The following is a 25,463-nucleotide window of genomic DNA, read 5'->3' as shown; positions in this document are numbered from 1 at the left end:
TATCCTCATGGTAGAAAATAAAGTCGTATTTGTAACCGGTGCAGCGCAGGGTATCGGATTTGAAATCGGTAAGGAATTCGCTGCAGGCGGTGCAAAAGTGGTACTAACAGACCTGAAAGAAGATGGAGTGCAGGAAGCTGCACTCTCCCTGAAAAAAGAAGGGTATGAAGCTATGGGCATCCGCTGTGATGTTACTTCTGAGGAAGACTTGAAAGAAGCCATTGCGTCTACCGTGAATCATTATGGAAGGCTTGATGTGCTGATTAATAACGCGGGTCTTCAGCATGTCTCGCCGATCGAAGATTTCCCGACAGAGAAGTTCGAGTTCTTGGTGAAAGTCATGCTGACGGCTCCATTTGTGGCAATCAAACATGCCTTACCTATCATGAAAGAGCAGGGTTTCGGCAGAATCATCAATATGGCTTCCATTAATGGACTAGTGGGATTCGCCGGCAAGGCAGCCTACAATTCTGCGAAACATGGAGTCATCGGTTTGACCAAAGTGGCAGCACTTGAAGCAGCTGCACATGGTGTCACTGTGAATGCTGTCTGCCCTGGCTATGTCGATACACCGCTCGTGCAGAATCAGCTGGGGGATCTTGCCAAGACGCGAAATGTTCCTCTTGAAAAAGTAGTGGAGGAAGTCATTTATCCGCTGGTTCCGCAGAAAAGGCTTCTGGACGTAAAAGAGATAGCCGATTACACGATGTTCCTGTGCAGTGATGCAGCAAAAGGGGTGACCGGCCAGGCAGTCGTCCTTGACGGGGGATATACGGTTCAGTAATGTATGGAGGAGTCTGTGACAATCGTGTCTTAGTCTAATATAAGCCCGAACGAGTATAACCTGCTAACAGGTAATCTAGTTCGGGTTTTTAATTGAATGTAATCTACAGTTAGAAGTTAGCACTTTCCAGCGGTTGATTGGAGTGCAAGACGAAGACTCCTGACCGAAAAGCGGAAGGGCTTTGAAGAGAGGCGGGTGGCATAAGACGAATCAGCCTGGAAGGCGTTCTTTGCCTTCTTGGTCGGTTTGGGTTATGACATGTGCCCTCCAAGCCCTGCAGCTGGACAGTTTCCCTCTCTAAGGAGGCTCACGCGCTACCCGTGGAAAGCGAAGACTTGCACGGAAATCAATAGCGGTGTTTAGAAACGATTCTAAAATACGCGTTTTAAACAGTGCTGATATAGTTTTGCCCCAGCTTTTTTTGTAATGGATATCTACTTTTTTATCAAAAATTGCTCTGCTTCGTCAAAAACGGCTTCAAGTTTACTAAATTCCTTCACATTGGGCTTGCGCTTCTGAATATTTTCTCCTAAAATAGTGAATACATATAATGATTCTTATATTTCAGACGTTGATCGGGAGTAGTAGTGAATGTTTTCTGTCTTAGAGAGTTGACGGGTGGTGGGAGTCAACCGGGAACATCATGAACTCGCCTGCTGAGTTGCAAGTGTGAAATAAACAGTAAGACTTGCCGTTTTCCGCGTTAAGGATGAATGAAGCTGAGTGCGCGTACACTAATGTGGGTGGTACCGCGGGAGAATAAATACACAACTCTCGTCCCAAATATTTTATTTGGGATGGGAGTTTTTTATTTTGCTTCAAATAAGCCTGATCAAAGAACGAACCGTCCGTCTGAACCACAATCCATTCATTTGATAAAGGAGGATCTCAATATGAATTTTGATCATAAAAGCATTGAGTCAAAATGGCAGCAGTATTGGGAAGAAAACAAAACGTTCAAAACGACTGAAGATGAGTCGAAAAAGAATTTCTACGCACTGGATATGTTCCCATATCCATCAGGTGCAGGCCTTCACGTAGGTCACCCGGAAGGATACACTGCGACGGATATCCTGTCCAGAATGAAGCGGATGCAGGGGTATAACGTCCTTCACCCAATGGGATGGGATGCATTCGGTCTTCCTGCTGAGCAGTATGCGCTTGATACAGGTAACGACCCTGCCGAATTCACGAAGCAGAACATTGATAACTTCCGCCGCCAAATCAAGGCGCTTGGGTTCTCTTATGACTGGGACCGCGAAGTCAATACTACTGATCCTGGGTACTACAAGTGGACGCAATGGATTTTCCTTAAGCTTTATGAAAAGGGCTTGGCCTACGTTGACGAAGTAGCGGTGAACTGGTGCCCGGCACTTGGCACGGTCCTTGCAAATGAAGAAGTCATCGACGGGAAGAGTGAGCGCGGCGGCCATCCGGTCGAACGCCGCCCGATGAAACAGTGGATACTTAAGATCACGGCTTATGCGGACCGCCTTCTTGAAGACCTTGAAGATGTCGACTGGCCGGAAAGCATCAAGGATATGCAGCGCAACTGGATCGGCCGTTCAGAGGGTGCTGAAGTCGTCTTTAACATCGACGGACATGAAGCATCATTCGAAGTTTTCACTACACGCCCTGATACGATTTTTGGTGCAACGTACGCGGTGCTTGCCCCTGAACATGATCTTGTCGGGAAAATCACCACTGCCGAACAAAAGGAACAGGTGGAAGCGTATCTTGATAAAGTGAAAACAAAGAGCGATCTTGAACGTACGGATCTTGCAAAAGAAAAAACCGGTGTTTTCACGGGGGCTTATGCCATCAATCCGGCTAATGGCAGCAAAATGCCGATCTGGATTGCAGACTATGTGCTAGTGAGCTATGGATCCGGAGCCATCATGGCCGTACCTGCCCACGATGAGAGAGATTATGAGTTTGCCAAACAATTCGACCTGCCGATCGTTGAAGTGGTCTCAGGCGGAGACGTTGAAAAAGAAGCGTACACGGGTGACGGAGAACATGTGAATTCCGAATTCCTTAACGGTCTTGGGAAAGAAGAAGCAATCACTAAAGCGATCTCTTGGCTTGAAGAAAAAGAAATCGGTACTAAGAAAGTCACATACCGCCTTCGTGACTGGCTGTTCAGCCGCCAGCGTTATTGGGGCGAGCCGATTCCTGTCATTCACTGGGAAGACGGCACGACATCAGGTGTTCCGGAAAGCGAACTTCCGCTTGTCCTTCCGAAAACAACTGAAATCAAACCATCCGGGACAGGTGAATCACCGCTTGCCAACATCAGCGATTGGGTAAATGTAGAAGACCCTGAAACAGGCAAGAAAGGCCGGCGCGAAACAAATACTATGCCGCAGTGGGCAGGAAGCTGCTGGTACTATCTTCGCTACATCGATCCTCATAATGAGGAAGCACTTGCCGATGCGAAGAAAATGGATGACTGGCTTCCGGTCGATATGTATATCGGCGGAGCAGAGCACGCGGTACTTCACCTTCTGTACGCGCGTTTCTGGCACAAATTCCTTTATGATATCGGAGTTGTGCCAACGAAAGAGCCTTTCCAGAAGCTGTTCAACCAGGGGATGATCCTTGGTGAAAATAATGAAAAGATGAGTAAATCAAAAGGGAATGTCGTAAACCCTGATGAAATCGTCGAATCTCACGGAGCAGATACTCTCCGTCTTTATGAAATGTTCATGGGGCCGCTTGAAGCATCGGTTGCATGGAGCACGAACGGACTGGATGGAGCCCGCCGATTCCTTGACCGTGTATGGCGCCTTCTTGTCGAGGAAGACGGCACGCTTTCCGGCAAAGTATCGGATACGGCGAACCCTGCCCTTGATAAGATTTACAACCAGACTGTAAAGAAGGTCACGGAAGACTATGAAGGCCTGCGTTTCAACACAGGGATCTCCCAGCTGATGGTCTTCATCAATGAAGCATACAAAGCAGAGACCCTTCCGAAAGCATATGTAGAAGGATTCGTGAAGCTACTTGCACCGATCGCTCCCCACATGACGGAAGAGCTTTGGTCGAAGCTTGGCCACGAAGATTCCATCACATACGTGGAATGGCCATCGTTTGATGAATCAAAACTTGTAGACAACGAAGTGGAAATCGTCCTTCAGGTCAACGGTAAAGTAAAAGCGAAAGTGATGATCCCTCGCGGCATGAACAAGGATGAACTTGAAAAAACAGCGATGGAAAACGAAGACATCAAGAACCAAATCGAAGGGAAAACAGTGCGCAAAGTGATTGCCGTACCGGGCAAGCTTGTGAATATTGTGGCGAACTAGTTTTAATGGGGGAACGGACTCTTGTGGGGTCCGTTCCTTTTTTCTTGACGGTTGGGGGTTCCAGGCACGATCGGGTTGGTTTGAGCCAGGCACAAACGGGGTGATTTGAGCCAGGCACAAAAAGGGTGATTTGAGCCAGGCACAAAAGGGTTGATTTGAGCCAGGCACAAAAGGGTTGATTTGAGCCAGGCACAAAAGGGTTGATTTGAGCCAGGCACAAAAGGGTTGATTTGAGCCAGGCACAAAAGGGTTGATTTGAGCCAGGCACAAAAAGGGTGGTTTTTGCCTGGCACCGCCAATCAAGACGAGTGTGCCAGATACACATCATCTTCCTCTTACCTCTCCTTTCACCGATACCCCCATAAGTGTAATTTTTTTGTGATAGGGAATACCTTTGATATAATCAAAATGGATTACCATGAAAGGGTGAAGAAAATGACTGAAATCAAAACAATCACAACCGATGAATTGAACAAAAAGCTTCAAAATGGAGAAGACTTATTATTGGTGGACGTCCGTGAAGATGAAGAAGTAGCGGAAGGGGTGATCCCGGGAGCGCGTCACATCAAGATGGGCGATATCCCTGAATCATTGGACAAGTTCGACAAGGATAAAGAATATATCTTTATCTGCCGCTCAGGAAACCGCAGCGGAAATGTTGCCCACTATATGCAGGAGCAAGGGTACAAAGTGGTGAACATGGAAGGCGGCATGATGAACTGGGGGGGCGAAACGGCTCCTAAGAAATGATATGAACCACTTAAACACATTCCTTCAATCGGGAGTGTGTTTTTTTTACTTGTAGTTGTTTGAAAATTAAAAAATCTGTCGATACTGATGATAATTTCTAAAGAAGGTGGGAGCTCGATGATCCAGGTCAAAGTGTTTGATTATGAACATGAGAAGGATTTGGAGCAGGATATGAATCAATTCCTGAGTAAAGTGGATGAGAAGAAAGTCGTCGATATTAAATATCATATCGCTGCGTTGACGGAAGAAGAGGAGGAACAGATATACTGCTTCTCCGCCATGGTCATTTATCGAAAATAAAAAGGTTGATGCGTCTAATATTAAGACGATCAACCTTTATTTTTATACTCTTGCTGCGTTATAGCCGGCAAGGCGCCCGGTCACGAGGGCACTTGTGATATTATAGCCGCCGGTGTAGCCGTGGATATCGAGTACTTCCCCGCAGAAGAAGAGGCCGTGCATTTTTTTCGATGCCATCGTTTTCGGCTCGATTTCCTTAACCGAAACGCCGCCTCCCGTCACGAAGGCTTTTTCGATTGAAAGGGTGCCGTTCACAGTGAATGTAAATTGTTTTAACAGCTTTACAAAATGGCGTACTTTCTCTGATGGAAGATGATCCCCCTTTTCATCCGGGTCGATTCCTGCTTTGTCCAGCAGGAACAGCAGATACCGTTCCGGAACCAGGCCTTTGAAGATATTCTTGGCAGCTTTCCTGCCTTCTTCTTTTACCTGCTTGTAGAGGGATTGGAAAAGCTGTTCTTCGTTGGTATCCGGCATTGAGTCGATGACCATTGTCACATGGGTCAGGTTCCATTTTTTCATCGCTTTTACGACATATTGGCTGCACCTCAGGACTGCCGGTCCCGATATCCCGAGATGAGTGAAAATCATGTCCATCTTATGGGTGATAAGCTTTTTGCCCTTTGGATTCAGTACGCTCAATTCAATATCCCTGAGGGACAGTCCCTGAAGGGCTTTTTCTTTGATGAATGGCTCGTCCGATGTGAGCGGCACCTCGGTCGGGAATAAATCCGTGATGGTGTGTCCGGCTTTTCTGGCCCAAGGGTATCCGTCACCTGTTGAACCCGTATGTGGGACTGACTTACCGCCCACGGCAATGACCACGGCTTTTGCATCGATCACTTCTCCATCCGTCAAGCGGATTCCTTTCGTTTCGCTGTCCTCATAGATGACTTCTTCAACAGCGGTACTCGTTCGGGTCTCCACGCCAAGCTCCTTCATCCTGTTTAAAAGAGCTTCCACAACATCAAGTGCCCGGTTTGAGACCGGGAACATCCTTCCGTGGTCTTCTTCTTTCAGGTGAATGCCGAGTTTTTCAAAAAATGAAATGATGTCTTCATTATTAAATTCGGAAAATGCGCTGTATAAAAAACGCCCGTTTCCCGGGATGTGCTTGATGATTTCGTCGATCGGCAGGCGGTTTGTAACATTGCAGCGGCCGCCGCCTGAAATCGCAAGCTTTCTTCCGAGTTTTGTTCCTTTATCTACAAGAAGGACCTTTGATCCGTTTTCACCGGCAGCGATGCTGGCCATCAACCCGGACGGTCCCCCTCCTATTACGATTACGTCATATGCTGACATTTCTTCACCAACTTTATCGTTTTACTTCTCAACAGTTAATATTATCAAAAACAGGCTCCTATAAAAAGTTTCATTTCATAACTGCCTCCGTCTCATAACTGCCTCCGTCGGAAAAAAATTGTCATTCGATACTGACAGTAGTAAACTATGATAGTGTGAAAATTTTATCGAAGTAATAACGCATATTTCTAATGGAATATGCTTTTCCGGAGAGGGATACTATGTCATCAAAATTAATAAAAGGAACGTTTATCTTAACGCTTGGGACCTTCATTTCAAAGTTTTTGGGTCTTTTTTATGTTATACCGTTCGATGAGCTGCTGAAGGGTCACGAAGAGGGGGCATCGCTGTATCAGTATGGTTATGTTCCTTATACGATCTTTTTGACAGTGGCTACAGCGGGGGTGCCGCTGGCCGTATCGAAATTTGTCTCGAAATATAACGCTATAGGGGAATACGCTGTCGGGCGGAAGCTCTTTAAATCCGGATTGCTCCTTATGACGCTGACGGGGATCCTTTCATTCTTGGTCATGTACATTTTTGCACCGGTTTTTGCCGAGATGACCATCAAGAGTGATGAACAGGTCATTTCCGTCGCACAGGTAACGACGGTTATCAGGGCGGTCAGCTTTGCGCTCATCATCATTCCGTTCATGAGTCTGATACGCGGTTTCTTTCAGGGGCATCAGTCCATGGGTCCTACAGCAGTATCTCAGGTCATCGAACAGATCGTCCGCATCATCTTTTTACTCGGCGGGATTTATGTAGTATTGGATATTATGGACGGCTCGGTCACAACTGCCATCAGCGTAGCGACGTTTGCTGCATTTGTGGGAGGGCTCGCAAGTCTTGCCGTTCTGATCTGGTATTGGTTCAAGCGTAAGCCTCATTTGGATGTGCTTCTGGAGGAAGACAGGGGAGAAGCGGATGTTTCTTTACCGAAAATGTATAAAGAAATCATTGCATATTCTATCCCGTTCATTTTTGTGGGACTTGCAAATCCGTTGTTTCAGCTTGTGGATCAGATCACGTTCAATACAGCAATGGCGGATATCGGCAATGCAAAAGTTTCCGACCATGCTTTTGCGGTCTTGAACTTTTATACGCATAAACTTGTCATCATCCCGGTGTCATTGGCAACTGCTTTTTCCATGACACTGATCCCGCTTATTACAAGCTCGTATACGAGCGGTGACCGGAAGACGATGCGCAGGAATATTGATCAATCTTTTCAGATATTGCTGTTCTTGACGGTCCCTGCATCGATCGGGATTGCACTGTTGGCGGAACCTACGTACACGCTTTTTTATCATAGTGATGAACTGGGTACATCAATTCTCAGGACATATGCGCCGGTTGCGATACTATTTGCTCTTTTTGCGGTTACTGCAGCCATCCTGCAGGGGATCGATGAACAGAAGTTCACCATTTTCAGTCTGCTGGTCGGACTGCTGTTGAAGCTTGTTCTGAACATCCCGTTGATCCGGATGTTTGAAACACAAGGTGCTGTCATTGCCACAACAATCGGTTATGCTGTTGCAATCGCCATCAACCTGTATATCATAAAAAAATACGCACGCTATAAATTCGAACTTATTTTCAGAAGGACTGTGGCGATTGGAATTATGAATGTCGTCATGGCCGTTGTCGTCCTGATTCTGTATGGTATCTTGAAACAGTTCCTGAATCCTGCTTCCGGATTCCAGTCGATCATCCTGGTCGCGGTCTGCGGCGGTGCTGGAGCGCTTGTCTATTTTTACCTGAGCCTCAGAAGCAAGCTTGCAGATAAGTTATTCGGGGACAGGATCAGCAAGATCAGGAGCCGGCTTCGGATCGGTTCATAAAAAAAGGGGATGACGTGCTCATCCCCTCTTTTCATTCATTGGTTATAGTAGCCAAGCTGCCTTTCAAGCCTTTCCACTTGCCGTTCAAGGCGGTCAACCCTGCGGTCCAGCCTCTGAAATTGTCTTTCTAAACGGTCCAGGCGGTCATTGAAGCCGCCTCCTCCGCCACCGCCGGGATAACCAGGATATTGCTGGCCGCCGCCGGGAAGGGGGATCGGGATCAAAATGCCGCCGGTTCCTTGCTGTCGATATGGATACATTACTTTCACCTCATTAAGAATAGGTTTCTTGCTTAACATTACCAGCCTATGTTTAAAATAAGAGAATGAATGGGCTTATAACCCAAGACGGAATCAAATGAAACGATGAAGAATTAATTGAATTAGGAGTTGTCAGTATGAGAATCGATAAATTACTTGCGAATATGGGCTATGGAAGCCGTAAAGAAGTGAAGAAACTGCTGAAGGATGGAGGTCTCCAGGTAAATGGGGAAGTCATCAAGGACGGGAAGGTCCATGTTGACACTGAAAAAGACACCGTAATGCTGTACGGAGATAAAGTGGAATATCGTGAATTCATCTATCTGATGATGAACAAGCCGCCCGGCCTGATTTCAGCGACCGAGGATGCCAATGAGGAAACCGTCATCGATATCCTGCAGATGGACGACCAGATCTTCAATCCATTCCCTGTCGGAAGGCTCGATAAAGATACGGAGGGCCTGCTGCTCATCACGAATGACGGTCAATTGTCACACCAGCTGCTTTCACCGAAACGGCATGTGCCGAAAACATATTTTGCCGTGATTGAAGGCGAAGTGACCGAGCGTGATGTCGAAGCCTTTAAAGAAGGTGTGACTCTTGAGGATGGGTACTACACCAAACCAGGTGATCTTGTGATCTTAAAATCCGGGCTCACTTCCGATATCGAGTTGACGATTACGGAAGGAAAGTTTCATCAGGTGAAGAGGATGTTTGAGAGCGTCGGAAAGCGAGTTGTTTACTTGAAACGTTTGTCGATGGGGCCGCTCGGGCTTGATGAGGATCTGGAGCTTGGTGAGTATCGTGAGTTGACGGATGAAGAAGTGGAGATGTTGAAGGATTTTCGTCCAAACTAATAGAAAAAGAACTTGTGAATTGCCTATATTAGGTGGTTTGCAGGTTTTTTTGTGTGAATTGGCAGCGGATAGTGGGGGAACCAAGCGGCGGAACAGTATATCTTTAATGATGATACGTTTGTGGGCGAAATTCTGGTTTTATGGGCGGAATCCGGTAATATAAGGGCGAAATCCCAGTTTTAAGGGCGAAATCTGGGTATATAAGGGCGAACTCCGTAATATATGAGCGAACTGCCGGTTTTTCGACAAAAACCGATATCCCCTTTAAAATTTGCCAGGTCATAAGTCATGCCGTCCAAAAAGGCAAACAGCCGCCTTTCCGGCCGACTCGCCTTATGCTTGTCGGGCCAGAGCAGTCGGCTCCGCTTTTCTATTGTCCAGCTGCAGCGCCTAGAGGCTCGAGGTCATAAGATGAACCTACCAAAAAGGCAAAAAGCGCCTTTCCGGTAGGTTCATCTTATGCTTGTCGCCTCTGAGCAAGGCGCTTCCGCTTTTCTATTGTCCAGCTCCGGCGGCTAGCCCCTCGAGGTCATAACTGAAAAATCCCCAAAGGCAAAAAGCGCCTTAGGGGATTTCCCAGTTATGCTTGTCGGGGCTGAACGAGCCGCCTCCGCTTTTCTCTCTATGAAGACATCTTTACTTTCTTCTCGGTTGTTGTCCATTGGCCACGGCTTGGGCTTTGCACCAAGTCGTTGTAAGCTAACACGTTGAGATCTCTTTGAATGGTGCGAGGAGTAATGCCAAATTCGTCAACGAGATCTTGAGTTGTTACAGTACCTTTCTTGTTGATGTACATGTATACAGCTTTTATTCTTGTTAGCATACGATTGGTTGAAGGTTTCAAAGAACCACTCCCTCATCATTTTTCCAAAGTCAAAGACTACATCGCCATGTGTGCACCTCACGTGCTACCTATGTACTATGCGCTTTAGACAACCCCTTTTCCTTTTATCGTTTACTCATAAGATGTCTGACAATTATATTGTACCCCTAATCCTGAAAAAATTCTATAATATTGTCTAAATTTACAAACAATTAACGGGGTCTCCCTTTGTTACCCCCATTGTATGAGGTCTCAAATAAAAAGATGTATAATTCTGAAAATTAGAAGGTCAAACTTTTTAACATAGGTCTTTCTCCTTGTTTGGATTTCCTGTCTAAACAGTATAAAATGGAGGGGAATGAGATCAAATACATAATGAGCAGGTGTTGAATGATGAACTGGACACAGGAAGTCGAGAAACGCAAAGATGAGTTATTGAAAGATTTACAGAATTTTTTGCAGATCAAAAGTGTGCTGGATGAAGAGAACGCTACTGATGATGCCCCGCTTGGCAAAGGGGTGAAAGAAGCGTTGGATTATTTATTGATGCTCGGTGAAAAAGACGGGTTCACCCCAAAGAATGTCGGTAATCTTGCCGGTCACCTTGAGTTCGGGGAAGGGGATGAACTTCTTGGGATCCTCTGCCATGTGGATGTCGTGCCTGAAGGGGATGGATGGAGTGAGGATCCTTACGGCGGTGAAATCAAGGACGGGAAGATCTTTGCCCGCGGTGCGATCGATGACAAAGGGCCGACGATGGCCGCCTATTATGCAATGAAAATCGTAAAAGAACTGAAGCCTGATTTCAACAAGCGGATCCGGATGATCATCGGAACGGATGAAGAGAGTGATTGGAGATGCGTGGATCACTATTTCAAAAATGAAGAAATGCCGTCGATGGGATTTGCACCTGATGCGGACTTCCCTATCATTTATGCAGAGAAAGGGATCGCGGACTATGACCTTGTCGAGCAAACGGGGAGAGAGGGAAATGGTTCACGCAATCATGTTATTTCCTTCGAGTCGGGCCGCCGGTATAATATGGTTCCTGACTTTGCAAAAGCAGTCGTCCATCTTGATGAAGATCATACAAAATGGGTGCAGCAGTTTGAGATCTTCATGAAGAATGATGGATTAAAGGGCAGCTACTATATTGAAAATGGTGAAGTGATTTTTGAAGTGGAAGGAGTGTCCGCACACGGGATGGAGCCTGATAACGGTAAAAATGCCGGACTGTACCTCGCTGCTTTCCTGACTGAGCTTCCATTGGACACGCAGGCAGAAACCTTCTTTGCTTTTACAAAAGAAACATTTTTCAAGGATTCCCGAGGCGTGAAGCTTGGCGTCAGCCATCGTGACGAAATCACAGGTGACCTGACAATCAACGTCGGGAAGCTTCGCTATTCCCATGAAGAAGGCGGTCGCCTAGGCCTTAATATGCGTTACGGTGTCGATTACGATATGGAAAAGGCGAAAGAAACCCTTCAATCCATTGAAAGCTTCACTGTTGAAAACTTCACGGACAGCAAGCCTCATCATGTTTCATCGGATGACGAGCTTGTCCAGACATTGAAAAAAGTATACGAAGAGCAGACTGGTGAAAGAGGAGAACTCATCACCATCGGCGGCGGGACGTATGCAAGGAGCCTTGAAGCAGGCGTGGCATTCGGACCGTTATTCCCGGGCAGGGAAGATATCGCCCATCAAAAAGATGAATATATGTATATTGAGGATCTCTTAAAAGCGACGGCGATCTATGCTCAGGCAATCTATGAATTGGCCTGTAAATCCTAAGGATCTAAAGGAGAGAGGAACATGACTGAAGGAACGGTATTTCTTAATGGGGATTATGTGAAAAGATCCGGTGCGAAAGTGGATATAGAAGACCGCGGCTATCAATTCGGGGATGGGATCTATGAGGTCGTGCGCGTCTACAACGGAAACGTCTTCACGATGGATGAACATATGGAGCGCCTGTATCAGAGTGCAGATAAAATGAAGCTCAAAATCCCATTTGAACTTAAGGAATTCACTTCCATTGTGTTCAAATTGATCGAGTTGAATGATGTCCACGAGGGCATCGTCTATATCCAGGTTTCACGGGGGGTATCGCCGAGACAGCATCACTTCCCGGCAAAAGACACAGCCGGAAGTGTCACGGCTTATACGAAAGAGTTTAAAAGGCCTGTAAAATCATTGGACGAAGGCGTGACGACGACGCTTGTTGAGGATATCAGGTGGCTCCGGTGTGATATCAAGAGCCTCAATCTGTTAGGGAATATCCTTGCTAAAGAGGAGGCTGCTTCAGGCGGCCATTTTGAGGCGATCCAGCATCGAGGCGAGACAGTGACGGAAGGATCCTCATCAAATGCCTTCATGGTCAAGGACGGGGTGGTCTATACGCATCCTGCGACGAATCTGATCCTTAATGGAATCACGAGGAAAGTCATTAAAGAATTGGCCGATAGGAACGGTGTAAAGTTCGTCGAGAAGATATTCACGGTGGATGAACTGCTATCTGCTGATGAATTGTTCATTGCCAGCACTACCTCAGAAGTGATGCCCGTCGTCAAGGTGGATGAAACAGTCATCGGACAGGGGGCGCCCGGACCGGTAACAAGGAAACTGCAGGAATTGTTTACGGAAAGAATCGAGAAAGACTGTAAAAAACTTCAAGTTTGACGGAGGATGCGGGATGGAATTGATTTGTTCACAAGCTTTCATGAAAAAAGAACGCATGATTGAAGACAATCAGCAGTTTACGGTGGAATCGGAAGAATACCTGTATCTGTACAGTGATAAAATCGTGACGCCAAAAAGGAGCTTCGGGCTCCATCAAGTGCTCGACGTGACGAAGAAGCACCTTTCAGCCCGATATATCTTCCTCTATCTCCATACGATTGAAGGTGTCCTGACGTTTGTGGTGAAGTCTTCACCGGACCCGTTCATCTCGCATTACCGTAAAATAAAAGAAGACCTATAAAGAAGGCCCGTCCCGTGCTGCTTTAAAGCAGTGCGGGACGGGCCTTTGAATTTAGTCATAAAAAAGCATTACGTGAAATCTAAGAAATGGCCGACTCCAGCGTCTGGTCCCCGGGAGGTTCCGGTCCGCCGGGTAAGGTCAAAGACCGACTTCACCGGTCGGTCCAAGAACGTCGGTCGGCGTAGAAGTCGCTTGCGCTTTTCTTAGAATCGGAACAGGTCGCTTGAAAGATATCTTTCTCCTGTATCACATGCGATGCAGACGACCACATCGTCAGGCGATAATGTTTTGGCCACCTCAATGGCAGCGTAGCAGGCAGCACCTGAAGAAGGCCCGACAAGGATTCCTTCTTCCCTGGCCATCCTTCTGGCTATATCGTATGCCTGTTCATCTTCGATTTTATGGATCTTATCGTAAACTTCCGTATTCAATGTATCAGGGACAAAACCCGGGCTTGTACCGACAAGCTTATGTTTGCCGGGCTTACCTCCTGAAAGGACCGGTGAACCTGCAGGCTCGACGACATGTACCTGGATATCCGGGTAATGGTCCTTCAGTACTTCGCCAGTACCGGTGATCGTTCCGCCTGTCCCGGCTGTCGCAACAAAAGCAGACAGAGGCTTGCCGATCTGTTCCATCGCGTCGATGATTTCAAGCGCCGTCGTTTTGCGGTGGGCATTCGGGTTAGCGTCATTTTCAAACTGCATAGGCATGAAGCTGTTCGGGATTTCTTTTGTCAGTTCCTTTGCCTTTTCGATAGCCCCCGGCATCTTCTCATCTCCCGGAGTCAATACGACTTCTGCTCCGTACGCTTTTAGCAGGTTGATCCGCTCCTGTGTCATCGTGTCGGGCATGACAAGGATGGAACGGTAGCCTCTTGCCGCTGCATTCATTGCAAGGCCGATCCCGGTGTTCCCGCTCGTAGGTTCGATGATCGTCGAACCTTCCTTCAGCAGGCCTTCTTTTTCAGCTTCCAGGATCATCTGGAAGGCTGCCCGGTCTTTTACACTTTTACTCGGGTTGTAGAATTCAAGTTTAATGTATACATCAGCACCGTCGGAAGGATTCAGGCGATTTAATTTAACAAGGGGGGTATCCCCGATTAATTCAGCAATATTCTGTACTACTTTCATGGTCAACTTCCTTTCCTGCATTCTCTACTTATATGGTACTCATTCATATAAATCTTATCAACTATATAGGCTTTGTATTTCATTTTCATTGCATTTCCCTTATGAGATTCTTTCTCTTAGCACATTTTGCTAAAATAGAAGTAATAACCAACGATAAGGATGGAATGTTATGTTAAAAACTCATTATTTTTTCGCATGTTCATTACCGGGCGAGATGAAGAAGGAGATAGAAAGACTGACTGCTCCCATGAAGGAAGAAGATTCTTTTAAAAAGTACGTCCATCCGGAAGACTACCATATCACTCTGGCTTTCCTGGGTGATGCTTCACATGAAGATTTAGATGCGGCCATTGATCATGTAACAGAGTCTTTACATAAATTGGGGAGTTTCCCGCTTTCGCTAAAGAGGTTCGGCACTTTCGGGAAAAGTGATGAGCCGAGGATTTTCTGGATGGGTGTGAACCCGTCTTCGACTCTGCACCAGATTCGTGAAAAGGTGTACGAAGCCTGTGAAGAAGCGGGCTTTCAGTTGGAAACTAGACCGTTCACCCCTCATATTACGGTCGGGCGGAAATGGAACAAGCCCTCACCATTTTCAAAGGAATGGCTGAGTGGTTTCAATCCGGAAGCAACTCCCGCCCACCTGGTAAATGAAGTCGTCCTATACCGAACGCATATGGACCGCACACCGAAATATGAAGCGGTCCATACGATACACTTTAATGAATCGTCCTAAATCATGTGAAAGGAAGGACTCCTGATGGCACAGCTGATAAAACTCCAAGATTATGTTTCAAGATATGAAACCGATTTATATAGATATCCTTCCCAATTTGTAAGATTAAAAAAGCAGCAATGGGAAAAAATGAAATTTCACTGGGAAAACGGGGGTGGATTTTCCTCACCTGAACAGGATGAAGCGGATAAAGAAAAATCATCCGTGACCCGGAAATTCATGTCCTTTTTTAAAAAGAAAGAGAATGGAGAGACGGAAGAAATCGGCACCCCTGCTCAGGGTGATGACGATGCGATTGAGCTTGAGATGAATCCGCATACTGATTTTGCCTCTGAAGAAGAGTTAAAAAAGCACTTCCTGGATTCGATCTTTGAATTTCAGTTAAGGTGGGCAAGCTCGACGATTTCAGAAAAATCCTATGTGGATAACAGCTATTATTATGATGAAAGGCTTAAATATCTGCTTCAGCGTTTTCCTGATAACATCCTTGTTTTATATTTTCCGGTTTTCAAAATAAAAAATGCACCCGTTGAGCTGGAGGTTGTCCTGATTACGCCTACAGGAATATGGTGCTTATCATTCCTTGAATTCGAGGAAGGTACGGCTTATGTCGGTTCAGGGGACCGTTTCTGGGTGAAAAAATGGGGAGACGCCGAATCAAGGGTGTTGAATCCGCTGATTTCACTGAAAAGGATGGAACGCATCATCGGGCAGATCGTCGAATATAACGGTATCGAACTGCCGATCCATAAAGCCGTAGTATCAAGAAACGGCTATATCGATTTCCCCCAGGCGCCGGCAGGCTGTGAATTCATCGATAAGAGGAAGCATGAAGGCTGGTTCAATCAGCAGCGTTCCAGCCGTTCGCCGATTAAGGGTGTCCAATTGAAAGCAGCAAAATCTATCCTGGACTATTGCCAGACCACTTCATTTAAACGGATGCATTATCAGCATGAGACGCTTAAAGAGTGGAATACGGGAGTGGAAGAGGACTCACAATGAAGACCATCTTCATTGTGAATCCTTCCGCAAGAAATCACCATTCACTTACTTCCTGGGAAAAATTCCAGAAGGGCATCACCATCCCCTATTCGTTATACATGACAGAACATCCTGATGATGTGAGAAGAATCGCAGGGGAGCTTGTACGTGAAAATCCAGGCGAATCTTTCTATATAATTGGAGTCGGGGGAGACGGGACGATGAACTCCATCATCTCCGGCACAGCAGGTTTTGAGAATATCTTCATCGGGTATATTCCCGGAGGAAGCGGAAATGATTTTGCCCGAGGCTACAGGTGGCCAAGGGGCAAACATAATGCATATGATCTGATCAGGGAAACATTACATACTCCCCTTCCGATTTCTATGGATGCAGGTCTTTTCTCTATAGGAGGGGGGCCAAAACACTATTTTGTGAATAATATAGGTGTAGGGTTCGATGCCTTGATTGCCCGGAAGGCAAATGAATCATGGTTAAAAGGGAAGTTGAACCGCTGGTCGCTCGGGAAGCTGATCTACCCTGTCATTCTTTGCAGGGAAGCGTTATCCTTCAAACCTTTCCGGGCGGTGATCGAAGTCGACGGTGTGAAACGTACGCTTGAAAAAGTGTGGTTCATCACCGTTTCCAATCAGCCTTATTTCGGGGGAGGGATGAAAATTGCCCCGGAAGCCCGTCCGGATGATGGCGTGCTTGACCTGACCATTGTATCCGGCTTATCGAAATGGAAGCTTATGTTTTTATTTATATCTGTCTTTTTCGGAAAACATACTGAATTAAAAGAAGTCCATACATTAAAAGGAAGAAGTATCAAGATGAAAAGCCGTAAGGGAATCCCGGTTCATGCAGATGGCGATTTTGCAGGAGTCATCGATGAATGCAGGGAACTCCATGCAGAGGTGACCCACGGCAGCTGGAAAATGTTAAATAGAAGCAGGTGGGAGAAGTGTTAGTCATTAGTCGGCAGTACGAAGCATTCCTGGATACATTAAATATGATCACTCTTATTCTCCCATATACGTATCACGGGGGACAGTCCAGACGTTTTTCCCTTTTGAAAGACGGGAATGAAATACCCCTTGAAGTAAGGGAGAGGATCCCGCTGGATGATGCGATGAAATATACAGCATTACTGGCGGAGAATCTGGAACTTGGAAGAACGTATACAATCAAAGATGAACATAATACGGAAACGGATCTGCAAATCGGTGCCGTCATCCGCACGGAAGAATTTGACCGGCATTTTTATTATGACGGAGACGATCTGGGAGTCACGTTACAAGGTGACAGGGCCGTTTTTAAAGTCTGGTCCCCGACCGCTGTCGAAGTGAAGGTGAAGTTAAAGCCGCCCCATGGGGAGGATGCCGTTCAACATACCATGGAAAGAACTGCAAAAGGCGTGTGGGAGCTGACTGTCAGCGAAAACATTGAAGGCTGGCATTATACATTCTTGACTTGCATCAATCTTATCTGGAACGAGCTTGTCGATCCGTATGCAGCGTCGGTTTCCTTCAACAGTGAATGGGGGTGTGTCGTGGACCCTGATAAGATCACCCCTCGATGCTCATCACTCCAGCCCCTTCCCTCGCCTGTTGATGCAGTCATTTATGAGCTCAATGTAAGGGACTTTTCGAGCGCAAAAGAAAGCGGAATGAAGTTCAAGGGCAAATTTCTTGCATTTACCGAAAAAGAAACAGTGACACCAAATGGGTTTTCAAGCGGAATACGCTATTTGAAAGAGCTCGGGATCACCCATGTCGAACTGCTGCCCGTGAATGACTTCGACGGCGTATCGGATGATCCGGCAGATAATCGTTACAACTGGGGATATAATCCTTTATACTTCAATGCCCCGGAAGGAAGTTACAGTATGAATCCAGCCGACCCTGCCGAACGGATCCGCGAGCTGAAATCCGCGATCCATTCCCTGCACGAAGAAAATATCAGGGTCATACTGGATGTCGTTTACAATCATGTATTTGTCAAGGAAACCTCTTCATTCGAAAAGCTCGTACCCGGTTATTTTTTCAGACATGACGAAAACGGACTTCCCTCTAACGGAACGGGAGTGGGAAATGATTTCGCCTCCGAACGATTGATGGCACGGAAATTCATCAAGGACTCCATCCGCTATTGGCTGCTGAGGTATGGAGTGGATGGATTCCGCTTTGATCTGATGGGGATCCTTGATGTCACGACAATGAATGAAATCCGAGAAGAAGTGGATCGGATTTTGCCAGGGGCAATTGTGATCGGTGAAGGGTGGGACCTGAACACACCCCTTGCACCGGACAGCAAAGCCAACCTCAGGAATGCAAACAGTCTCAGGGGAATCGGTCAATTCAATGATTGTTTCAGGGACACCGTAAAAGGGAGTACCTTCAATCTCCATGACAAGGGGTTCGCCCTCGGACACGGAAATCTGGAGGAAAAAGTGGAGGCGGTGCTCACTGGAAGCATCGGCATCAAAGATGGTGACAGAGGCATATTTATTGAGCCGGCCCAATCCGTCAATTATGTAGAATCCCATGACAACCATACACTTTGGGATAAAATGAAAGCTTGTCTTGAAGAAGACGATGAATTTCTGATGAAGAGACAGAAGCTGGCGACTTCGATGGTGCTGCTTTCACAGGGGATTCCGTTCCTGCATGCCGGACAGGAATTTTTCCGTACCAAACAGGGTGTGGAGAACAGCTATAATTCACCGGTGGAAATAAACCGGATTGATTGGCTGAGAAGAGAAAGGCATGAGGAAGATATCGATTATATCCGGGGATTGATTGCGATAAGAAAAAGTCACAGTGCATTCCGTTTTAAACAGCCGGATCTCATCCGGAAACACACCTCTGTGCATCATCCGGCAGAAAAGCTGGTAACGGTCCATTACCGGGATGTTCATCCATACGGCCCGTGGAATGAATTGCTTCTTATCTTCCATTCAGGTGAAAACAGCGATGTCCGGTTCCCGCTCCCTAAAGGGAAGTCCTGGACTATGCTGTCTGACGGAAAGAAAGCAAAAGTGAACGGTTTGCGGGAGCTGAACGGCGATTCTTTAGGGCTTGAGGGGATTTGCTCCTATGTCATCGTCCGCTGATGCATCGTTCCAAAGCTTGACGAATCGAGAAGATGACGATAAAATCAAAAACAGATGGCTATTGATTGATCTGCCCAATAGCTGTCTTTTTTGTTTTATAAGACTTTTAAGTGGATCTATTAAATGTATGAATTCTAATGACGATAATAAACGTAAGGTTGAAATACATGAACACGACTAAGGACCAATAGAAGGTGAAAATATTGGAACACTTATTTGACCAAGATTGGGAAATAGTCCCCGCAGGAGGCGCCACCGGAGAAGCTTTTTTTGCTCAGTATCAAGAGCAGAAGCTGTTTCTTAAGCGCAACTCATCTCCTTTTCTCGCCGTATTGTCGGCAGAGGGTATCGTACCGAAGCTTGTTTGGACAAAGCGGATGGAAAATGGGGACGTAATAACAGCACAGCACTGGTTAAATGGAAGAGAACTCAATCCCGAAGAAATGAAGAATGAACGGGTAGCGAGGCTGCTCAAAAAAATACATTCTTCAAGGCCTCTTTCCACCATGCTTGAGAGGCTGGGCCAGGAACCTTTTCAGCCAGAGCATATGCTGACTGAAGTGGAGACGGGGCTGGAGTTCGATCTCCTTTCGCTGCCGATAGTAAGGCAGGCATTATTGTTTCTGCAAAAAGAACTGGAAGAAGTTCGGCAGGATGAATACGTAGTTTGTCACGGAGACGTCAATCACAACAACTGGCTGCTTTCCGATCACAACCAGCTGTACTTGATCGATTGGGACGGGGCAATGATCGCCGATCCCGCTTTCGATGTAGGAATGCTGCTATACTGGTACATTCCCGAGGAAGAATGGCCTGCTTGGCTCAACCAATATGGTGTTGACCTGACAGACAATTTGAGACTGAGGATGAAATGGTATGTAGTGGCTCAAACGATCCTTTCCATCCAATGGCATAAAGGGAAAGGACGCTTTCATGAAATGAACCACTGGATCGAATATTTGCATAAAGTGGTTTGATCAGGAGAACTGATCCATATCCGAAACCCACTGAGACAGGTTTTGGCGATTGCTCGTAATATGAGTATCGAGGTCAGAGCTGCCTGCTCCACTTTGACCGTACTGATAAATTTCCTGCAGGACCGGCTTAATATTTTCATTTATATCAGCATTGACCATCAACGATTTGACTAATCGCTCCACCTGCTCACATTCAGATACTGAACCGCAGCAATCTGTCTGATGATTGGAGAGTATATCTTTTAACAATTGCATTTGATAATGGGAATCTAAAGGCATGACGTTCACCCTTTCATATAGATCTTTACATCGTTTTCTTACTCGAAAACAAAACAGGAATTCACATTTAGTGTGTGGATTCCTTTTCTATTTATTCGTGGTTTTTTTGAAAGGGTGTGTACGCAAAATGTTGTTGCATAGAACCCATTCATCTGTTATTGTTTTTTTCGGTAGAGCTGTTTTCATATAAAATGTTTGGCTTGGCTCTTTTTTAGAAAAACATCATATATGAAAACCGCTTTTGAATTTTTTTGTAGTTTTTTCTGTTTTTAGCTGTTGGTTGGAGTGCAAGACGAAGAACTCTCGGAAATCAACAGCGAATGTTCAATGTAGCAAAATAACTAAATGAGGTGTCACAGCATGCGTTTAAGACATAAACCATGGGCTTCAGAAAAAATCAGCGAGAATCCGCAATATGTGGTCGCACAGCCCGAAGAGAAAAAAGGCAATTGGAATGAAGTGTTTGGAAACGACAATCCCATCCATATAGAAGTCGGAACAGGAAAAGGCCAGTTCGTCACGGAAATGGCAAGAGCGAATCCCGATGTCAATTATATCGGGATCGAATTATATGAAAGTGTCATCGTGACAGCCCTTGACCGCTTGATCGAGGCGGAGCTTCCGAATGTAAAGCTCTTGAACGTGGATGCACGCAACTTGACCGACTTCTTTGGAACTGAAGAAGTTGGCAGGGTATACCTGAACTTCTCCGATCCATGGCCGAAAAACCGCCACGAAAAGCGCCGCCTTACTTACAAAACATTCCTCAAGCTTTATGAGGATATCTTGATCAAAGGCGGGGAAATCCACTTCAAGACCGATAATCAGGGCTTGTTCGAATATTCATTGATGAGCTTTTCATGGTACGGCCTTCACTTGAAATTCCTGAGCCTGGATTTGCACAACAGCGATTTCGAAGGAAACATCATGACCGAATACGAAGAGAAATTCTCAGCAAAAGGCCAGCGCATCTACCGCGTAGAAGCGCAGTATCAGAATCAATAATGGTTGGAAAGCATCCCGATGAGTTTTTGGGGTGCTTTTTTTGTTTGAGTCCAGTTAAAGGGGGAGGTCTTCTTGTGAAATTGTAATTTTGATTAAAAAATTTGATGATTATAGCAGTAGTAACTTTGTTTGGCCTGGTTTTTATGAAGGAAATCCAAATTATTGAAGGGTACTCAATCCCCCATCGGCCCGTGAAGCGGTAATTGTACCGCTTATAAGGATTATTGAGCCGGTTTCAAAATAATTGCGCCACTTTCAGGATAATTGTGCCACTTTTTATATTAATTCGCCGCTTGTAGAATTTTCTTTATTCGTGCCAGTCCTGTTCCAAGTGTGGATTTCACTGCCCGAGTTTAACGGAAGCCTTATCTATACAAGTCGTCCGTAAATTCTGATAAAATGAAACCGTACGAACAAAGGAGGAATAGACAAGATGGAATCATTGAAATCAGGAGATTTAACATTTCACTGGCTGAATGGGGGCGTCACCCACATGGATGGGGGAGCGATGTTCGGAGTGGTGCCGAAACCTCTTTGGTCAAAAAAATATGCAGTCAACGAGTTGAACCAGATCGAGCTGCGAACCGATCCCCTCTTTTTTCAATACCAAGGTAAAAACATACTCATTGAATCGGGAATCGGAAAAGGAAAATTAAATGAAAAGCAGAAAAGGAATTATGGTGTGCACGAGGAATCATCGATAGAAGAATCCCTGGAGAAGCTCGGTTTAACGACTTCCGATATCGATATCATCTTGATGACGCATATGCACTTCGATCATGCTTGCGGTCTGACGAAATATGAAGGGGATAAACTGGTTCCTGTATTTCCGAATGCAGAAATCCATACGTCCAAGGTTGAGTGGGATGAGATGAGGGAGCCGAATATCCGCTCAAGAAATACATATTGGAAAGAAAATTGGGAGAGCATCACAGGTCAGGTGAAGACGTTCGAAGGAGAGAAGGAAGTGCTTCCGGGACTGCGCATGATCCATACGGGCGGTCACAGTGACGGACATTCGATCATCGTCATCGAGCACGGCGGCGAGACATTCATCCATATGGCGGATATCATGCCGACCCATGCCCATAAGAACCCGCTCTGGGTGCTTGCCTATGATGATTATCCGATGACATCGATCCACGCTAAAGATAAGTGGATCAATCAGGCAATCGAAAATGAGTGGTGGTTCTTGTTTTATCACGATGCTGTCTACAGAGCATTGAAGTGGAACAGGGACGGGGAGATCGTCGAAGAAGTGCCTAGAAAATGATAATGAAAGTAAAACAGGATGACACAGCTGCCATCCTGTTTTTTCTATTCAAGATATAGGGTATACATCTATAACAGTCCCGGTGAAGGCATCCGCAATGAATTCGTACTGTTCCAGGCGGCCTTCGCTCCTTCGAGAAACCCCGCCTTTATAGATCTTTGTTGACAGGGAGTGTTTCTGATAATCTTCCGGGTTCATGGAAATCCACGACCCGTCGACCTTCCCTTCTTTTTTAAATGAGAGTTTTACATCCTTCAATACTTTTTCGGCTGAAACCAGGCTTGTTTCCTTTAGCTTACCGCTAACTAATAACCCGCCCGCAGCGCCGATGCCGACTCCTAAAATGAATGACTTCCAGTTCATCTTTATCCCTCCACAGCCTTGATTACAAACTTGTATATAGGTACATTCTAACAAAGAATCTGAAAAAAAGAGAACTGCTTTTGTCTTAATTGGTGGTAAGACGTGAGAAAGTTCTGTAAAATGAAAGTATACATAACTGAATTTTTTTAAAAAAGGGGCAGAATATATGAAACAAGATACATTGGATTTATTTAAGACATTGACTGAGTTGCCTGGTGCGCCCGGGAATGAACATGCGGTCCGCCAATTCATGAAGGAACAATTGGCTTCGTATTCCGATGAAGTTGTGCAGGACCGCCTGGGCGGAGTATTCGGTGTGAAAAGGGGCCGGGCGGATGATCCGGTGGTCATGGTAGCAGGACATATGGATGAAGTCGGCTTCATGGTAACTTCCATCACCGATAATGGAATGCTCCGCTTCCAGACCCTTGGCGGCTGGTGGAGCCAGGTTCTCCTTGCTCAGCGAGTGCAAATCATCACGGATAACGGGCCTGTCACCGGTGTGATCGGCAGCATCCCTCCTCATCTTTTGGGAGAAGAGCAGCGAAGGAAGCCGATGGATATAAAAAATATGCTCATCGATATCGGTGCGGATGATAGAGAAAATGCACTTGAAATCGGGATCAAGCCGGGGCAGCAAATTGTCCCGATTTGTCCGTTCACCCCAATGGCAAATGAAAAGAAAATCCTTGCGAAGGCATGGGATAACCGTTATGGCTGCGGTCTGTCAATCGAACTTTTAAAAGAACTTCAAGGCACTGAATTGTCCAATACATTGTACTCCGGTGCGACAGTACAGGAAGAAGTGGGCCTCCGCGGAGCCCAGACTGCAGCAAATATGATCAAACCGGATATTTTCTTTGCGCTTGATGCAAGTCCTGCTAATGATATGTCTGGTGATAAGAATGAATTTGGCCAGCTTGGTAAAGGGGCCCTTCTCCGGATCCTCGACCGTTCCATGGTGACGCATAAAGGAATCAGGGAATTAGTTCTCGATACGGCAGAGTCCAATGACATCCCTTATCAATATTTTGTGTCTCAGGGTGGTACGGATGCAGGAAGAGTACATATTTCAAACGAAGGGGTGCCGAGTGCTGTGGTCGGCATTTGTTCACGCTACATCCATACCCATGCCTCCATGATTCATGTCGATGATTATGCTGCGGCAAAAGAACTGATTGTGAAACTTGTCAAACAGTGTGACCGTTCCACAATCGACACAATCAAGAGGAATGGATAATTGAGTTTATCTTACAAAGATTAAATATATATTGTCTGAACTAAGAACTGTCTCTTTCGGAGGCAGTTTTTTTGGCAGGGAATCCGGATTGGGATGTAATAAGAAAAGAGGTATCGTAATTTGTTGAAAATCGCAATAGGGACAAAAAACAAGGCGAAAGTACAAGCAATTGAAAAAGGGTTTCAACAGCATATTAATGAGGTTAGTTTCCAGTGCTTGAAAACGGAATCAAATGTAAGTGAGCAGCCTTTTTCCGATCAGGAAACGATCGAAGGTGCTCTTAACCGGGCAAAGAACGTATTGAGGATGACGAATGCAGATATCGGTATCGGCCTTGAAGGAGGGGTGACCGAAACTTTATACGGCATGTTCCTCTGCAATTGGGGAAGTCTGGTTGATCGGAACGGCAATGAAATCATTGCGGGAGGGGCCAGGATTTCATTGCCGACAGAAATTGCTGAAGGGCTCAGGAAGGGAAGGGAACTTGGTCCGCTTATGGATGAATTCACCTCTAAAACAGGTATCCGTCAAAGTGAAGGGGCGGTTGGTGTATTCACCGATGGGCTCGTCACACGGGATGTCATGTTCTTTCACGTCGTCCAGTTATTGATCGGTCAGTGGAAATATAAGAAAAATCAATTCTGATCCCCATCAACTTCCTACTACTTGGCCCATACCAATCTAATGCCATCCTCATAAGATAAAATATGTCAGTGCTTTTTTACTGATAATCCTTATGCAGGGGAGGTTTGATTTATGGGATGCAGAAGACATGATCGAGTGGAAGGCCGCCGTAACAATTGCTGGGACTTATTCGGGCATTGCGGCAGACGTGATGATGTAAGAGGAGCTGAAGACCGCGGAGGATGCCGCCGGAGACGTGATGATGATGTAGCTGGAGCAGAGGACAACAACCGCGGCAGGTGTCATGGAAGAAGAAATGAAGATGTACGCGGAGCAGAAGACAACAACCGCGGAAGATGCAACAGAAGGCACGGCAATGTAGCTGGTGCGGAAGATAACCGTGGAAGATGCCGTCATATAAGAGACGATGTCGGCGGTGCTGAAGACCGCAGAAGACATCGCGGCAACTGCTGCTGGTTCTGGTAAAAAGTAAGAAGGCTCCACGCTTTCATAGGCGCGGGGTCTT

General features: G+C 46.1%; 25 protein-coding genes and 1 other annotated feature. Of the genes, 19 read left to right on the top strand and 6 right to left on the bottom strand.

The genetic code is table 11. The features are described 5' to 3' along the window. The first annotated feature begins 7 nt into the window (after positions 1-7). From BHE18_RS14520 to BHE18_RS14505, 4 genes are all read left to right on the top strand, one after another. Complete coding sequence (locus BHE18_RS14520; RefSeq protein ID WP_071619251.1) at positions 8-784, top strand: 3-hydroxybutyrate dehydrogenase; 777 nt, start codon at positions 8-10, stop codon at positions 782-784. Positions 785-1,346: 562 nt separating this feature from the next. Next, positions 1,347-1,569, top strand: a binding site (T-box leader). Between the two features lie 108 nt (positions 1,570-1,677). Next, positions 1,678-4,092, top strand: coding sequence for a leucine--tRNA ligase (leuS, locus tag BHE18_RS14515; RefSeq protein WP_083573804.1), 2,415 nt, complete (start codon positions 1,678-1,680; stop codon positions 4,090-4,092). Positions 4,093-4,527: 435 nt separating this feature from the next. Then, entirely contained in the window at positions 4,528-4,842 is a 315-nt protein-coding gene (locus tag BHE18_RS14510) for a rhodanese-like domain-containing protein (protein WP_071619333.1), read from the top strand. A 117-nt stretch (positions 4,843-4,959) separates the two neighbouring features. Beyond that, positions 4,960-5,142, top strand: coding sequence for a sporulation protein Cse60 (locus tag BHE18_RS14505; protein ID WP_032087287.1), 183 nt, complete (start codon positions 4,960-4,962; stop codon positions 5,140-5,142). Between the two features lie 42 nt (positions 5,143-5,184). On the opposite strand, the gene BHE18_RS14500 is transcribed toward BHE18_RS14505, so the two are convergent. Further along, positions 5,185-6,444: an NAD(P)/FAD-dependent oxidoreductase gene (locus BHE18_RS14500; protein WP_071619250.1), complete on the bottom strand. Its 1,260-nt coding sequence runs from the start codon at positions 6,442-6,444 to the stop codon at positions 5,185-5,187. Positions 6,445-6,665: 221 nt separating this feature from the next. Here BHE18_RS14500 and BHE18_RS14495 point away from each other — a divergent pair, with 221 nt between their 5' ends. Continuing rightward, complete coding sequence (locus BHE18_RS14495) at positions 6,666-8,288, top strand: putative polysaccharide biosynthesis protein (RefSeq protein ID WP_071619249.1); 1,623 nt, start codon at positions 6,666-6,668, stop codon at positions 8,286-8,288. 35 nt (positions 8,289-8,323) lie between these two features. On the opposite strand, the gene BHE18_RS14490 is transcribed toward BHE18_RS14495, so the two are convergent. Continuing rightward, positions 8,324-8,548 carry a hypothetical protein gene (locus tag BHE18_RS14490; protein WP_052011486.1) on the bottom strand — a complete coding sequence of 75 codons (225 nt, stop codon included), beginning with the start codon at positions 8,546-8,548 and terminating at the stop codon, positions 8,324-8,326. Positions 8,549-8,685: 137 nt separating this feature from the next. Between BHE18_RS14490 and BHE18_RS14485 the strand changes: the two genes are divergently transcribed. Next, on the top strand, positions 8,686-9,405 hold the full coding sequence (locus BHE18_RS14485; protein WP_071619248.1) for a pseudouridine synthase: 720 nt from the start codon (positions 8,686-8,688) through the stop codon (positions 9,403-9,405). 622 nt (positions 9,406-10,027) lie between these two features. Here BHE18_RS14485 and BHE18_RS14480 read toward each other — a convergent pair. Then, positions 10,028-10,249, bottom strand: a complete 222-nt coding sequence (locus tag BHE18_RS14480) for a DeoR family transcriptional regulator (RefSeq protein WP_032087291.1) — start codon at positions 10,247-10,249, stop codon at positions 10,028-10,030. Positions 10,250-10,621: 372 nt separating this feature from the next. Here BHE18_RS14480 and pepV point away from each other — a divergent pair, with 372 nt between their 5' ends. From pepV to BHE18_RS14465, 3 genes are read left to right on the top strand one after another with little or no spacing between them, the layout of a single operon-like run. Then, positions 10,622-12,022, top strand: a complete 1,401-nt coding sequence (pepV, locus tag BHE18_RS14475) for a dipeptidase PepV (RefSeq protein ID WP_440480395.1) — start codon at positions 10,622-10,624, stop codon at positions 12,020-12,022. A gap of 21 nt (positions 12,023-12,043) precedes the next feature. Next, complete coding sequence (gene dat, locus BHE18_RS14470; RefSeq protein ID WP_071619246.1) at positions 12,044-12,910, top strand: D-amino-acid transaminase; 867 nt, start codon at positions 12,044-12,046, stop codon at positions 12,908-12,910. Between the two features lie 13 nt (positions 12,911-12,923). Further along, on the top strand, positions 12,924-13,211 hold the full coding sequence (locus tag BHE18_RS14465) for a hypothetical protein (protein ID WP_071619245.1): 288 nt from the start codon (positions 12,924-12,926) through the stop codon (positions 13,209-13,211). A 203-nt stretch (positions 13,212-13,414) separates the two neighbouring features. Here the strand turns inward: BHE18_RS14465 and cysK are convergent, their stop codons facing one another. Continuing rightward, on the bottom strand, positions 13,415-14,344 hold the full coding sequence (cysK, locus tag BHE18_RS14460) for a cysteine synthase A (protein WP_071619244.1): 930 nt from the start codon (positions 14,342-14,344) through the stop codon (positions 13,415-13,417). A 169-nt stretch (positions 14,345-14,513) separates the two neighbouring features. On the opposite strand from cysK, the gene thpR reads away from it, so the two are divergent. The 5 genes from thpR to BHE18_RS14430 all read left to right on the top strand — a co-directional run bounded on the left by thpR (position 14,514) and on the right by BHE18_RS14430 (position 20,153). Continuing rightward, the gene (gene thpR / locus BHE18_RS14455) at positions 14,514-15,080 is read left to right on the top strand and encodes an RNA 2',3'-cyclic phosphodiesterase (RefSeq protein ID WP_071619243.1); all 567 of its coding nucleotides are present in this window, start codon (positions 14,514-14,516) and stop codon (positions 15,078-15,080) included. Between the two features lie 24 nt (positions 15,081-15,104). Next, positions 15,105-16,082, top strand: a complete 978-nt coding sequence (locus tag BHE18_RS14450) for a nuclease-related domain-containing protein (protein WP_071619242.1) — start codon at positions 15,105-15,107, stop codon at positions 16,080-16,082. Then, a complete protein-coding gene (locus tag BHE18_RS14445; RefSeq protein ID WP_071619241.1) occupies positions 16,079-17,032 on the top strand; it encodes a diacylglycerol/lipid kinase family protein in 954 nt (317 codons plus the stop codon). Before BHE18_RS14450 ends, BHE18_RS14445 begins: the two co-directional genes overlap by 4 nt. Then, entirely contained in the window at positions 17,026-19,176 is a 2,151-nt protein-coding gene (gene pulA, locus BHE18_RS14440) for a type I pullulanase (protein WP_071619240.1), read from the top strand. Before BHE18_RS14445 ends, pulA begins: the two co-directional genes overlap by 7 nt. A 203-nt stretch (positions 19,177-19,379) precedes the next feature. Further along, a complete protein-coding gene (locus BHE18_RS14430; RefSeq protein ID WP_071619238.1) occupies positions 19,380-20,153 on the top strand; it encodes a phosphotransferase family protein in 774 nt (257 codons plus the stop codon). On the opposite strand, the gene BHE18_RS14425 is transcribed toward BHE18_RS14430, so the two are convergent. Then, entirely contained in the window at positions 20,154-20,432 is a 279-nt protein-coding gene (locus tag BHE18_RS14425; RefSeq protein ID WP_071619237.1) for a YtzH-like family protein, read from the bottom strand. A 360-nt stretch (positions 20,433-20,792) separates the two neighbouring features. Between BHE18_RS14425 and trmB the strand changes: the two genes are divergently transcribed. Together trmB and BHE18_RS14415 are read left to right on the top strand one after the other, a co-directional pair. Continuing rightward, positions 20,793-21,437, top strand: a complete 645-nt coding sequence (trmB, locus tag BHE18_RS14420; RefSeq protein ID WP_071619236.1) for a tRNA (guanosine(46)-N7)-methyltransferase TrmB — start codon at positions 20,793-20,795, stop codon at positions 21,435-21,437. A gap of 433 nt (positions 21,438-21,870) precedes the next feature. Next, positions 21,871-22,710 (top strand): YtnP family quorum-quenching lactonase, encoded by an 840-nt coding sequence (locus BHE18_RS14415; protein WP_071619235.1) that lies wholly within the window; start codon positions 21,871-21,873, stop codon positions 22,708-22,710. A gap of 48 nt (positions 22,711-22,758) precedes the next feature. Here the strand turns inward: BHE18_RS14415 and BHE18_RS14410 are convergent, their stop codons facing one another. Then, entirely contained in the window at positions 22,759-23,073 is a 315-nt protein-coding gene (locus BHE18_RS14410) for a peptidase M4 (RefSeq protein ID WP_071619234.1), read from the bottom strand. A gap of 166 nt (positions 23,074-23,239) precedes the next feature. Between BHE18_RS14410 and BHE18_RS14405 the strand changes: the two genes are divergently transcribed. The 3 genes from BHE18_RS14405 to BHE18_RS22935 all read left to right on the top strand — a co-directional run bounded on the left by BHE18_RS14405 (position 23,240) and on the right by BHE18_RS22935 (position 25,423). After that, positions 23,240-24,313, top strand: coding sequence for a M42 family metallopeptidase (locus BHE18_RS14405; protein ID WP_071619233.1), 1,074 nt, complete (start codon positions 23,240-23,242; stop codon positions 24,311-24,313). A gap of 120 nt (positions 24,314-24,433) precedes the next feature. Next, positions 24,434-24,958: a DUF84 family protein gene (locus tag BHE18_RS14400; protein ID WP_328585886.1), complete on the top strand. Its 525-nt coding sequence runs from the start codon at positions 24,434-24,436 to the stop codon at positions 24,956-24,958. Positions 24,959-25,069: 111 nt separating this feature from the next. Next, positions 25,070-25,423, top strand: a complete 354-nt coding sequence (locus tag BHE18_RS22935) for a hypothetical protein (protein ID WP_141771879.1) — start codon at positions 25,070-25,072, stop codon at positions 25,421-25,423. Positions 25,424-25,463 lie beyond the last annotated feature (40 nt).

Source organism: Rossellomorea aquimaris, from assembly GCF_001877785.1.
GTDB classification, from domain to species: Bacteria; Bacillota; Bacilli; order Bacillales; family Bacillaceae_B; genus Rossellomorea; species Rossellomorea aquimaris_A.
This window is presented reverse-complemented; position numbering and strand designations above follow the sequence as displayed.

Excerpts from the sequence above, each read along its gene's own strand:
- BHE18_RS14520 (WP_071619251.1), top strand. The coding sequence starts at position 8 with ATGGTAGAAAATAAAGTCGTATTTGTAACCGGTGCAGCGCAGGGTATC.
- leuS (WP_083573804.1), top strand. The coding sequence starts at position 1,678 with ATGAATTTTGATCATAAAAGCATTGAGTCAAAATGGCAGCAGTATTGG.
- BHE18_RS14510 (WP_071619333.1), top strand. The coding sequence starts at position 4,528 with ATGACTGAAATCAAAACAATCACAACCGATGAATTGAACAAAAAGCTT.
- BHE18_RS14505 (WP_032087287.1), top strand. The coding sequence starts at position 4,960 with ATGATCCAGGTCAAAGTGTTTGATTATGAACATGAGAAGGATTTGGAG.
- BHE18_RS14500 (WP_071619250.1), bottom strand. The coding sequence starts at position 6,444 with ATGTCAGCATATGACGTAATCGTAATAGGAGGGGGACCGTCCGGGTTG.
- BHE18_RS14495 (WP_071619249.1), top strand. The coding sequence starts at position 6,666 with ATGTCATCAAAATTAATAAAAGGAACGTTTATCTTAACGCTTGGGACC.
- BHE18_RS14490 (WP_052011486.1), bottom strand. The coding sequence starts at position 8,548 with ATGTATCCATATCGACAGCAAGGAACCGGCGGCATTTTGATCCCGATC.
- BHE18_RS14485 (WP_071619248.1), top strand. The coding sequence starts at position 8,686 with ATGAGAATCGATAAATTACTTGCGAATATGGGCTATGGAAGCCGTAAA.
- pepV (WP_440480395.1), top strand. The coding sequence starts at position 10,622 with ATGAACTGGACACAGGAAGTCGAGAAACGCAAAGATGAGTTATTGAAA.
- dat (WP_071619246.1), top strand. The coding sequence starts at position 12,044 with ATGACTGAAGGAACGGTATTTCTTAATGGGGATTATGTGAAAAGATCC.
- BHE18_RS14465 (WP_071619245.1), top strand. The coding sequence starts at position 12,924 with ATGGAATTGATTTGTTCACAAGCTTTCATGAAAAAAGAACGCATGATT.
- cysK (WP_071619244.1), bottom strand. The coding sequence starts at position 14,344 with ATGAAAGTAGTACAGAATATTGCTGAATTAATCGGGGATACCCCCCTT.
- thpR (WP_071619243.1), top strand. The coding sequence starts at position 14,514 with ATGTTAAAAACTCATTATTTTTTCGCATGTTCATTACCGGGCGAGATG.
- BHE18_RS14450 (WP_071619242.1), top strand. The coding sequence starts at position 15,105 with ATGGCACAGCTGATAAAACTCCAAGATTATGTTTCAAGATATGAAACC.
- BHE18_RS14445 (WP_071619241.1), top strand. The coding sequence starts at position 16,079 with ATGAAGACCATCTTCATTGTGAATCCTTCCGCAAGAAATCACCATTCA.
- BHE18_RS14425 (WP_071619237.1), bottom strand. The coding sequence starts at position 20,432 with ATGCCTTTAGATTCCCATTATCAAATGCAATTGTTAAAAGATATACTC.
- trmB (WP_071619236.1), top strand. The coding sequence starts at position 20,793 with ATGCGTTTAAGACATAAACCATGGGCTTCAGAAAAAATCAGCGAGAAT.
- BHE18_RS14415 (WP_071619235.1), top strand. The coding sequence starts at position 21,871 with ATGGAATCATTGAAATCAGGAGATTTAACATTTCACTGGCTGAATGGG.
- BHE18_RS14410 (WP_071619234.1), bottom strand. The coding sequence starts at position 23,073 with ATGAACTGGAAGTCATTCATTTTAGGAGTCGGCATCGGCGCTGCGGGC.
- BHE18_RS14405 (WP_071619233.1), top strand. The coding sequence starts at position 23,240 with ATGAAACAAGATACATTGGATTTATTTAAGACATTGACTGAGTTGCCT.
- BHE18_RS22935 (WP_141771879.1), top strand. The coding sequence starts at position 25,070 with ATGGGATGCAGAAGACATGATCGAGTGGAAGGCCGCCGTAACAATTGC.